This window comes from Candidatus Hinthialibacter antarcticus, from assembly GCA_030765645.1.
Lineage (GTDB): Bacteria > Hinthialibacterota > Hinthialibacteria > Hinthialibacterales > Hinthialibacteraceae > Hinthialibacter > Hinthialibacter antarcticus.
Window position 1 is genome coordinate 56570 of the sequence record JAVCCE010000023.1, and the last position, 11103, is coordinate 67672.

General features: G+C 51.2%; 9 protein-coding genes. 4 read left to right on the forward strand and 5 right to left on the reverse strand.

Going from position 1 to position 11103, the window contains the following annotated elements; translation table 11 throughout:
* Window positions 1–44: 44 nt before the first annotated feature.
* Both P9L94_06930 and purN read right to left on the reverse strand, forming a co-directional pair.
* On the reverse strand, window positions 45–1778 hold the full coding sequence (locus tag P9L94_06930) for a hypothetical protein (GenBank protein ID MDP8243797.1): 1734 nt from the start codon (window positions 1776–1778) through the stop codon (window positions 45–47).
* A 234-nt stretch (window positions 1779–2012) separates the two neighbouring features.
* Window positions 2013–2648, reverse strand: coding sequence for a phosphoribosylglycinamide formyltransferase (gene purN / locus P9L94_06935; protein ID MDP8243798.1), 636 nt, complete (start codon window positions 2646–2648; stop codon window positions 2013–2015).
* A 174-nt stretch (window positions 2649–2822) separates the two neighbouring features.
* Here purN and P9L94_06940 point away from each other — a divergent pair, with 174 nt between their 5' ends.
* From P9L94_06940 to P9L94_06955, 4 genes are read left to right on the forward strand one after another with little or no spacing between them, the layout of a single operon-like run.
* Window positions 2823–3347, forward strand: a complete 525-nt coding sequence (locus P9L94_06940; protein ID MDP8243799.1) for a MarR family transcriptional regulator — start codon at window positions 2823–2825, stop codon at window positions 3345–3347.
* Window positions 3348–3404: 57 nt separating this feature from the next.
* Window positions 3405–4820 (forward strand): TolC family protein, encoded by a 1416-nt coding sequence (locus P9L94_06945; protein MDP8243800.1) that lies wholly within the window; start codon window positions 3405–3407, stop codon window positions 4818–4820.
* Window positions 4817–6076: an efflux RND transporter periplasmic adaptor subunit gene (locus tag P9L94_06950; protein ID MDP8243801.1), complete on the forward strand. Its 1260-nt coding sequence runs from the start codon at window positions 4817–4819 to the stop codon at window positions 6074–6076. Before P9L94_06945 ends, P9L94_06950 begins: the two co-directional genes overlap by 4 nt.
* Entirely contained in the window at window positions 6073–9252 is a 3180-nt protein-coding gene (locus tag P9L94_06955; protein MDP8243802.1) for an efflux RND transporter permease subunit, read from the forward strand. The genes P9L94_06950 and P9L94_06955 overlap by 4 nt, the downstream gene beginning before the upstream one ends.
* 80 nt (window positions 9253–9332) lie before the next feature.
* Here the strand turns inward: P9L94_06955 and P9L94_06960 are convergent, their stop codons facing one another.
* The 3 genes from P9L94_06960 to P9L94_06970 form a co-directional block, all read right to left on the reverse strand.
* Window positions 9333–10151 carry an NYN domain-containing protein gene (locus P9L94_06960; protein MDP8243803.1) on the reverse strand — a complete coding sequence of 273 codons (819 nt, stop codon included), beginning with the start codon at window positions 10149–10151 and terminating at the stop codon, window positions 9333–9335.
* Between the two features lie 113 nt (window positions 10152–10264).
* Window positions 10265–10552 carry a HigA family addiction module antitoxin gene (locus P9L94_06965; GenBank protein MDP8243804.1) on the reverse strand — a complete coding sequence of 96 codons (288 nt, stop codon included), beginning with the start codon at window positions 10550–10552 and terminating at the stop codon, window positions 10265–10267.
* Between the two features lie 5 nt (window positions 10553–10557).
* Window positions 10558–10809, reverse strand: coding sequence for a type II toxin-antitoxin system RelE/ParE family toxin (locus P9L94_06970; GenBank protein MDP8243805.1), 252 nt, complete (start codon window positions 10807–10809; stop codon window positions 10558–10560).
* Window positions 10810–11103: the final 294 nt, after the last annotated feature.

Sequence of the window (11103 nt, forward strand, 5' to 3'; positions counted from 1 at the left end):
TAATACCAAAATACACAACAACATAAAACAGAAGTTGAATTCTGTTAGCCGCCAGCGTTGACCATTTCTTCGACTGGCTCAGGCTTAACCATGTCTATGCCCGCCGTCTCATCGGTGATTGCATCTTCATTGGCTAACTCTCCGGTCTCTGGCCCTGCCTCGGGCTCCTCCGGAGATGAGGTCCCCGGGGGCGAGTCACCGCCGAGTCCACCGCCTAATCCACCACCGCTTAACTGACTGAGCGCTTTCAGCACCGTTGGGAGAAACTCGTTGCGCTTCTTCTTGGCCAAGGTGCTGTTACTTTGCAAGTCGACTTCAATTTCAGGCGTACATTCATACATCACAAATTCAACAAATTTGCCGGATTTCAGTTCGCGGTATTCATCGGGCCTCAGGTCTTTCCCCAACGGAATATCAATAATCCAACCGTGAGATTCTGCGACGGCTTGGTCGATCTGTCGTTCAAACGCGCTGTATTGCTTTCGCTTGTCGATGATGCGGGTCAAATATTCCCGGTCAATGGTGACTTCTTTTCGTTTGCTGGGCGGCAGGGTTTGTAATTCCGCCATACGCTCATCGACTTCTTTACGCGCTTTATAGATATCATCTAACGTGATGGCGATAATCTCCGGCCCATTCAACGAATCCTTATTGGATACGGCGAACACATTAATCAGCGCTTTGAGATGGGCTTGATACATCTTGGTGGTGTAGGTCCGCACCTCATAATTGTCGCCATAAAAAATCACGTCTCGCGGATACACCTTCAACATTGATCGCGCTGACGACGTATTCGATTGTAATTTTCTGACGATGCCCTCACGAAAAGCCGGGCACAGTTCTTTGGTCACCATAAATTGGCGATATTTTTTGTGGTCATACTCAGAGAACGCCATCTTTTCAGTAAATTGCCACGTGAAGAGCAGGCTTTCTGAATTTTCAATTTCATCTGGAGTCAGATTAATTTCTAAATCCTGGAGTTGTTGTTCGATGTTGCTGCGGTAACTCAATGAACTCTTATAATCGTCTTCGAGAGAACGTAAGAGCTTATCGAGAATGATCTGTTGAAGAGCGCGTCCCACAATATGGCTGCGCAATCCTTTATTTTTTTCTAATTGTTGTTTGAGTTCGCTTTTTAATTTAGACAGCCAATAACACCAGCTCTCAAACCCCCGCAAGACAAACGACTCTTGTTCGGTCTTGCCTTCAATTTTCAGCCCCTTCGCAAGCGGGCTAAACATTTGCAGCCCGGCGTGGCGAATAAAGCGTTTAAATTCTATCGACGTAAGTTTTCCCAACGCAGGTGTATTTTCAGGCTCAATCTTCATTTCTTTGAGAAATTTAACGGCTTCTTCTTCAGTCGCAGAAAAGAGACGATCCACTAACAGCCTGATTTGCTGAGAAATTGACCCGGAAATGGTATCCGTCCGTTTAACGACCAGTTCCACCCGTTCCATGATGGATTTATCGTTCATCGATTTCCCTGAAGTATTTTCTTCACATTTCCGCTGAAAGAAATTGAGGTCATCCGGCGACAGCCAAATTCCGGCCTCACGAAACGCTTTTTTGACAATGCGCTCGCCCCAGACCCGGTCGCTGCTGGTTTTCTTCCAGCCCCATTTATAGAAAGGAGAGGTTTTTTCGCCAGACCATTTGTTGGTCAAGCCTAATTCTGCCAATAAGGACTTTTGCTCTCCCCCGCCTGATGAAGAGAACATAACGATCAGCAGAACGAGAAGAATAATGACGATTATGGTGACGGCTGCAATAATCAACATAATGATTCCGGTACTTGAGTTTTTGTCTAATTATATAGAAATAGGCAAAAAACGGGCTAGTTTTATCTGATTACCAACAAAACCTGTAAAAGTATATAAACATTACAGAATCAGTCAATTAAAGGAAGCATTGTCAAAAGCACACTACAACATTCTTTAACAATTACCAGCTATATTATAGCACAATTTGGAAAACAATAATATCAAAATGTGATTTTATCGTTTTGATAATTCTCATAATGATAAAACCTTAACTCGCTTGTTTTCGATTTGCAGGCGGTTCTGGACAAACAAATTGACCGCTTCGGGATAAATTTGCCGCTCAACTTCTTGAACGCGCTCCGCCAAAGTATCAGGCGTATCGTCATCGTAAACCTCAATGGCCCGTTGCAAAATGATTGGCCCGGTGTCGTATTGCCCATCCACAAAATGCACGGTGCAGCCCGTAATTTTCGCGCCGGTTTCAATCACGGCTTCATGGATGTGATGACCATACATGCCTTTTCCACAAAAAGCGGGAATCAACGCGGGATGGACGTTCATAATGCGCCCCGAATAAGATTCACCCGGCCAAAACAACGACATAAAGCCCGCAAACAAGACTAAATCGGGCTGCTCTTCGTTTACGGCGTCTGTTAAAGCCTGGTTATAGTCAGCCCAATCGTTGAACTTTTTGCGTGAAACGACAACGGTTGGGATGTTATGGTTTTGGGCGCGTTGCAGGCCATAGGCGTCGCCCCGGCTGGATATGACCTTGGTAATATGAATGGGCAGGCGCCCGGACTCGCTCAGGTCAATAAAATTTTGCAGGGTGGAGCCGCTGCCTGACAACATCACAACAACGCGTATGGTTGATAATCCAGCGTTCACTCGAAGAGGCTCCTCATCGTAGGCTGATGGTATTGTACCGAAAACCAAACCAAGATTGCAGAAGCAGAAAACAAAAAAAAGAAAACAAGTTGACAAAATTACTTAGCCGCCTTACTATGTGATTAGCCGCCTAATTATAAGGAGGCTTATTAACTTTGTTCGATGGAGCCAGTTGTGTCTGAGCCGATCCTGTTTCGTAAAGTCCCCAATATTGAAGCGCTGCATTCCTGTGCGCAACAACACGCTGACGTTGACCCAGGATTTATCGAAGCGTTTTTGATATTGGTGTATACCTCAAGCGAGTTGCTCAACGCTGGAGTTGAATATTTTCAAGAATATGGAACCTCGCCAGCCCGCTTCGGTTTAATGATGCAACTTAATATGAATAAAGAACACACGCTCAGCCCGTCTGACCTGGCCGAACTGACTGGCGTAACCCGCGCCACCATCACCGGGCTGTTAGACGGCTTAGAGCGAGACGGGTTCATCCAGCGACAACCTGACCCCAATGATAGACGGTCGCAAACCGTCCATCTTACGGAGAAAGCCCAAACCTTTCTCGATGGCTTTTTACCGGGCCACTTCAAGCGCATCCAGGGGTTGATGAGCAATGTATCCGTTAAAGAAAAAAAACAGCTGGTTTCAACGCTAACAAAAATCCTAGACAATCTAACCGTACTTGGCCATAAAAAGCCATGATTCGTTCAATCGAATGTTAAACAGTCAAAACGACAATACAGTGAAAGCAGAATGATTATGCAGAAGCATCTCATCGCAGCCGTGGTTTTACTTTCGCTCACATCGTGCGCGGTACATCAAGTTCATGAAGACGTCCCAGTTTCTTTTATTGTCCCTGATGAATTTCGCGCTGAGGGCGAAGCCGCCGCGCCCGACCGCTGGTGGGAATCGTTTGATGACTCCGCCTTGCAGAATTTGATCGACGAAGGCCTATCGAAAAACTTGACTCTGAGGCAAGCCTGGGCGCGGTTGGCGCAAGCGCGCGCCATCTGGACGCAGGCGTCAACGGAGCTGTTCCCCCAGGCGACGCTTGACCTGGGCGCCACCCGTTTTCGCAATGAGGTTGGCAACGCAGCCAACGTCAGCGGCAATTACTCGGCCTCGATCATTACTTCGTATGAAGTGGATTTATGGAAGCGCATTGATTCGCAGCAACGGGCCGCCGAACTCGACATCCAGGCCAGCCGGTCGGACATCGAAGCCACGGCGCTGTCGCTTAGCGCCAGCATTGCTTCGGTGTGGTATTCCATCATCGAACAACAAGCGAAACTCACACTGCTTAATGAGCAGATTGAAGTCAGCAAGACGTTTCTTGAACTGATCGAATTGCGTTTCAGCCAGGGCCGCACCAGCGCGGTTGAAGTGTACCAGCAACGCGCTCAACTCGCCGCGATTGATGTTGAAGTTCCAGGCGCGGAGTCGCTGTTGCGCGTCTATGAAAACCAGTTGGCGGTGTTGTTGGGCGAACCGCCGATGCGTTTCACCGTTGACGAACCGAAAGCGTTTCCTGAATTAGATGCGCCGCCCGCAGCCGGGGCGCCCGCAGCGCTGCTATTACGGCGGCCTGACATTCGCGCCGCGCTCACGCGGGTGTATGCGGCGGATTATCGCATTGGCGCCGCCATCGCCGATCAATACCCCGCACTGCGTTTGTCGGCGCAGTCGGAATTTCGTAACAATGATCTCGCGGACTTGTTTCAAAACTGGCTGTTGAATCTCGCCAGCAATCTGACCACACCCATTCTCGACGGCGGGCGCCGCAAGGCCGAAATCGAACGCACCCGCGCGGTGAAAGACGAACGCATCGCGGCGTTTGAACAATCCATGCTGATCGCGTTTCAGGAAGTAGAAAACGCCTGGACGCAGGAAGACCGCCAGCGGGAATTGATCAAGCGGCTCCAACATGAATTAGAGCAAGACCGCAGCGCGTTTGAAGAATCACGCAACCGCTTCCGCCAGGGCATCGGCGAATATCTGTCCGTACTGACTTCGCTGCAATCCATGCAACGCGTCGAGCGCACTTTGATTTCCGCGCAACGAAATTTGATTGGTTTTCGTATTGACCTATACGCCGCATTGGGCGGCGATTGGATGTCTGAACTACAACCGCCTGACCCTGCGGCGCGGCCCGATAACGAGGAGAATGATTCATGATTCGGATTATACGGACCTTCATTCATATCTTAACTCCACTGGTGGTGATCGCGGTCGGCGCTGCGGTTGCTTATTGGTTAATTACCCATCGGCCTCACGCTCAAAAAACACTGGTTGAACCACCGCCCACGTTAGTAGACGTTTTCACCGCCCATCCCTCGGATGAAACAGTCGTCATCGAAGTTTCGGGAACCGTCATCCCCGCGCAAGAAGTTGACCTTCGTCCGCAGGTTACCGGAAAGATCATCGAACAAAGCAGCGAGTTGATGCCGGGGGGGCGCTTCCGTAAAGACGACGTAATGTTGCGCATCGAACCAGAGGATTATGAGTACATCATCGAGCAACAAAAAGCGCGGGTCGAACTAGCGCAGTTAAACCTGCTCGAAGAACAAGGCCGTCAAACCATCGCAGAGCGCGAATGGAAACTACTCGGCAATGACGTTCCGCAAGACGACGTTGGCCGCGACCTGGCGTTGCGCAAGCCGCACATCAAAAACGCCAAAGCGGCGCTGTTGTCGGCGCAGAGCAGCCTGAACGACGCCAAACTGCAACTGAAGCGAACGGTGATCCGGGCGCCGTTTAATGCGTTTGTGAAAAATGAATTCGTCGACATCGGGCAATTGGCAAATTCACAAACCCGAATCGCAACCCTCATCGGCACCGATGAAGTCTGGGTCGAGGCGTCGGTCCCGGTCACCTATTTGCCTTGGATCAAACTGCCGGAACGGGACGGCAGCGGTTCAACCGTCACCGTCGTTCATGACGCGGGCGCCCTGCGCGCCAGTTGGCAAGGGCGCGTGATTCGCCTCATGGGCGCACTGTCTGAAGTTGGTCGTACCGCGAAAGTATTAATCTCCGTGAATGATCCGCTCAACTTAGCGCCGGACGCCGACAACGAAAAAATGCCGCTGCTTGTTGATACCTACGTGCAAATACAAATTGAAGGCAAACAAACGCAGAATGTATTCGCGCTTCCAGAAATTGCCATTCGCCAAGACGACCAGGGCGGTGACAGCGTATGGGTGATGGACGCCAACAATCGTCTTTCGATTCGCAAAATCCACATTCTGCTGAAACAAGAAAAATACAACCTTGTCCGCGAAGGGCTGCAAGACGGCGACCGCATTATCATCAGCCGTTTAGGGACGCCGTTGCCGGGAATGAAACTGCGTACGCAAGAGATGAAACTGGAAGGCGACGCGCCGCCCATTGCGGACGTGAACCAAGACGTTGACGCGCAGGAGGCAGGCCAATGACTTCGTCTCTCCCCAAAGGCCCCATCGCCTGGATGGCGCGTAACGCCGTCGCGTCCAATTTGCTGATGATCTGTTTGCTGGTCGGCGGCGTGTTGTTCGCGTTCAACGTCAAGCAGGAAGTCATGCCCGAGTTTCAACTGGACTTGATTTTGGTGCAGGTCGCGTATCCCGGCGCCAGCCCGTCGGAAGTAGAGAAAGGCATCATCCAAGCGCTCGAAGAAGAAGTGCGTGGGCTCGACGGCATCAAAGAAGTCACATCGACAGCCAACGAAGGCATGGGTTCGGTCGTCATTGAATTGATGCTGGGCGTCAACAGCAACAAAGCGCTGCAAGACGTGAAAGTCGCCGTCGACAGCATCCAGTCTTTCCCGCAGGACGCCGAGCGCCCCATCGTCAGTTTGCTCACCACGCGCTCAGAAGTGATTTCGCTGGTGTTGTATGGCGACGTCGAAGAATACGTCCTGCGCGATCTGGCGGATGACGTTCGCGAACGCTTGCTGAATTTCCCCAACATTACTCAGGTTGATTTATCGGGCGTACGTCCACGCGAAATCAGCATTGAAGTCCCGCAGGAAAAGCTGCGCGCTTATAACTTGACCTTGGATGAAATCGCCCAGCGGGTGAGGATGCACGCAGTCGAAATTCCCGCAGGCGGCGTTAAAGCGGAAGGCGGCGAGATTTTATTGCGCACCATGGAGCGGCGCGATTACGGGTCTCAGTTTAATAACGTCCCCGTCATCAGCCGTCCCGACGGAACGCAAGTCTTACTCGGCGACATAGCGACCATCATCGACGGCTTTCGTGAAACCGATCAGGCTACGTATTTTGACGGCAAACCCGCCGTGCGGTTGGTGGTATTTCGTTTAGGCAATCAACGCCCGGTTGAAATTGCCAAAGCAGTCATGAATTTCGTCGAAGAGTTAAAAGTCGAGTTGCCGCCGGGCGTTGGCGTTGCGACCTGGATTGACGTGTCGGAACTCTTTTCTGACCGCATCAGTCTCTTGATGCGCAACGCAGGCCTCGGGCTGGCGCTGGTGTTGATCGTCCTGGGCATGTTCCTCGAAATCCGGCTGGCGTTTTGGGTCATGATGGGCATTCCCATTTCCGTGTTGGGATCATTTTTGTTGTTCCCCAATACCGGGGCGTCGATCAACATGATTTCGCTGTTCGCGTTTATCGTCACGCTGGGAATCATCGTCGATGACGCCATTGTCGTTGGCGAAAACATCTATGAATACCGACAGCGCGGCATGGGCTATTTAGAGGCCGCCGTCCGCGGGGCCAAAGCCGTCGCGATGCCGGTGACCTTTGCGGTGTTATCTAATGTCGCGGCGTTCATGCCGCTGCTATTTGTACCCGGTATTATGGGCAAATTTTTTCGGGTGATTCCGATTATCGTCATTTCGGTTTTCATCTTTTCATTGATAGAATCGCTGTTCGTCTTGCCCGCCCACCTGGCCCATCAAAAGCCCGTCGAAAACCGCAGTCGGATTGAGCAGTGGATTTTCCGCCAGCAGCAGCGCTTCGCCAACGCATTGAACTGGTTCATCCAAACCGTCTATGCGCCGGTAATGCGCACCGCTGTGCGTTACCGATATATCACGCTGTCTTGCGGCGCCGCGATGTTAATTATTTCTGCGGCGACGGTGGCGGGCGGACACGTCAGTTTTGTGTTTTTCCCCAAGGTCGACACGGACGTGGTGTCGGTCACGGGCGAGTTTCCCTTTGGCACCTCTGTCGAAGAAAGCCGCACCTTCCAGGCCGAGATCGTGCGCGCAGCAAAGGAAGTTTTAGCGCGACACGGCGGCGACTCGATCACGCGCGGCGTGTTGACCTTTCTCGCCAACGGCGGACAAGCGCGGGAAGGCCGCAATTCGGGCAGCCATTTATCTACCGTCGAAGTGTATATGGTTCCCAGCGATAAACGCCCGATCACCGCGAACCAGTTTGCCAAAGAATGGCGCGAAGCAATCGAACAGCCGCCGGGGTTGGAATCGCTGACGTTTACCTACAGCACCGGCCCGACAGGCGGTTCGGCGGATATTGATATTCAACTGGCGCACCCCGATATTCAAACCCTGGAAGACGCAGCCGCCGAACTGGCGATTGGAATGCGCGACTACACCGGCGTCACCGACATCAACGACGGCTTTTCAGAAGGCAAGCCGCAATACGATCTGCAACTCAAAGATGAAGCCCGCAGCCTGGGCGTAACCGCCGCCGACCTGGCCGCCCAGTTGCGCAGCGCGTTTTATGGCGCGCGCGCGTTTCGCCAACAACGGGAACGCGACGAAATCTGGGTGATGGTGCGCCTGCCGGAAGAAGAACGCAGCTCGATTTTTGATATCGAAAATTACTTGATCCGTACGCCGGGCGGCGGCGAGATTCCCCTGAAAGAAGCGGCGGTGGTCACGCGCGGCCGGTCGTATACGTCGATCAAGCGGGTGGACGGCAACCGCGTCGTCAACATAACCGCTGACTGTACGCCGGGGCTTGCCAACCCCAGCCAGGTGTTATCAGACATCGAAGCCAATGTACTGCCGGGCGTACTGGCGAAATATCAGGGGCTTGGCTATTCGCTCGAAGGCCAACAGGCTGAACAACGCGAAACCATGGGCGGCTTAATGATCGGCTTTCTCTTCGCCCAGTTGGCGATTTTCTCGATGCTGGCGATTCCGTTCCGCAGTTACATTCAGCCTATCATCGTCATGTCGGCGATTCCCTTCGGCATCATCGGCGCGATTGGGGGGCACTTGATTATGGGTTACGACATGAGCATCGTCAGTATGTTTGGGTTGGTCGCATTGACCGGGGTCGTCGTCAATGACTCGCTGGTCATGGTTGACGCCGCTAACCGCCGCCGTTGGCAAGAAGGCATGACGCCGTACGACGCTATCACATCCGCCTCGATGCGCCGCTTTCGCCCGATCTTGCTCACCTCGCTCACCACCTTCTTCGGCCTGTCGCCGATGATTTTAGAGACCTCGGTGCAAGCGCGCTTTTTGATTCCGATGGCGATTTCGCTGGGATTTGGCATCATGTTTTCGACGCTGATCATTTTGTTTTTAGTGCCATCGCTATATATGATTGTTGAAGACGTCAAGTATCTGTATGGATTTGAAGAAGACAAAGCGCTGCACGAATATGACGCAGAGCCGGAGCCAGTCGAAGTTTGATCTTGCGGGAATGAATTTTGGTTACAACCCAATAACGCCGGAGCCTATCATTGGACGCTCCGGCGTTTTTTTGTTTTTGATTATGACCGGGAGGGGCTGATGAGGCGAATATCAGATGCTTGGTAGGAACCCTCTTTATTGCCTGTTTCAATCGTGAATTCAAAAATGAAATGCCGGCTCGGCAAGTCATTCAATGAAACTTCATTGGGGAGTTTTGATTCATGAAAAAATACGGTGGTATAGCCTTCCTTGCGGTTCATGTCTGGGTGAATTTCTTTCACAAAGCGGAACCAGCCGTAATTCTCTTTGACGGAATAACAAACGCCCCGCACCCGGGAGCCAAGCTGTCCCCAACGGGAAACCCCCGCATCCTCAAACGGCAACAGCCCCGGAATTAAAAAACCCGAAAAATAGATGTCCGCCTCGTTACGCAATTCGGTTGAGATATTATCAAAGGCCAACACTTCCACCCGGCAGCCATTGTTTTGCAAGGCTTTTACCACGCGTACGAAGTCGCCGTCGCCAGTGACCAGCAAGACGCGGTCGAGGTTTTTTGATTGCAAGAGCGCATCAACCGCCAGGTCGAGGTCAGCATTGGCCTTGCCGTAGCGATTGCCTTGTTCATCGGTATACCACTTCACTTCCTTGCGAATGACCTTGTAGCCAAAGTCTTGCAACGCCGAGAAAAAATTCTGCTGCGACTTGCGGTACGGGTAATCCGTATCCGCGCGGGTGCGGTCGTAAGCGACATACGCATTCAACCGCACCGGGATAGAATTGTCGCGGCAGGCAAAGTTGCGCAGTACATCGAATTGAATTCCGTAGCCGCCGTTGCGTGAAATATTGGCAACGTCTACATACACGCCAATTTTAATATTGTTGAATAATTCTGAAATCATAATTTTTTTTATCCGCTTTCGCTGAGCAATAATAATGATTAAATGTATGTTCAATTCAACCTGACAGGATACATCAATTCTAACAAAAAACTGGGCGGTGAGCGAAAGATAGGTTAAGCAGCAGAGATATCAACTTTTTTAACTTTCTTGAGATTGACTTGTTTTCGCGCATGCCAAAGGTCATATTGGCTTTGCATCGCCAGCCAACTTTCTGGAGAGCGGCCAAATGCTTTCGATAAACGCAACGCCATTTCAGGCGAAAGATTGCTCTCGCCGTTCAAAACCCGGTTTAGCGTTGAAGGCGAAACGCCCAGGCTCTCAGCCGCTTTGCGTACACTGATCTCAAACGGCGTGATATAAATCTCCCGGATAAACTCACCCGGATGTGGTGGGTTGTGCATACTCATTAGTGATAATCCTCATAATTTACGATGTACGCATTGCCATCGCGAAATTCAAATGTGATTCTCCAATTCCCGCTAACCGAAATCGACCAAAGTCCTTTCCGTTGTCCTTTCAGCGAGTGAAGCCGAAATCCAGGAATATCCATATCTTCAATATTCACCGCCGTATCCAACGCTGCCAGTTGCAGCCGTAATCGTTTTGCATGGAAATGCTGAACGCCCGCCGCGCTTCCCGTTTCGTAAAATTTTTGCAATCCCTTATGTTTGAATGATTTGATCATCGCCCAGACTATAGCATGTTGCGCAACACGCAACAATCGTTATTTTTATAATGAATAACCCCGCCGCAAGCAGCGGGGTATCAAATCAAGTATTTAGAATTCATCTCAAGAATACTTGATCTTCGCTTCGTGTGGCATGTGTACAACTCTGCTCGCTTCAGTGCGGGCTTTCAGGCCCTTATGCACAGGCGCTCCCAGAGTTGCACCCATGCCTGATTGGTTCGTCAATTTTTAATATGCCCGAATATGTTTTCTCAAACAAAATTA

Excerpts from the sequence above, each read along its gene's own strand:
- P9L94_06930 (MDP8243797.1), bottom strand. The coding sequence starts at position 1,778 with ATGTTGATTATTGCAGCCGTCACCATAATCGTCATTATTCTTCTCGTT.
- P9L94_06945 (MDP8243800.1), top strand. The coding sequence starts at position 3,405 with ATGCAGAAGCATCTCATCGCAGCCGTGGTTTTACTTTCGCTCACATCG.
- P9L94_06950 (MDP8243801.1), top strand. The coding sequence starts at position 4,817 with ATGATTCGGATTATACGGACCTTCATTCATATCTTAACTCCACTGGTG.
- P9L94_06955 (MDP8243802.1), top strand. The coding sequence starts at position 6,073 with ATGACTTCGTCTCTCCCCAAAGGCCCCATCGCCTGGATGGCGCGTAAC.
- P9L94_06960 (MDP8243803.1), bottom strand. The coding sequence starts at position 10,151 with ATGATTTCAGAATTATTCAACAATATTAAAATTGGCGTGTATGTAGAC.
- P9L94_06965 (MDP8243804.1), bottom strand. The coding sequence starts at position 10,552 with ATGCACAACCCACCACATCCGGGTGAGTTTATCCGGGAGATTTATATC.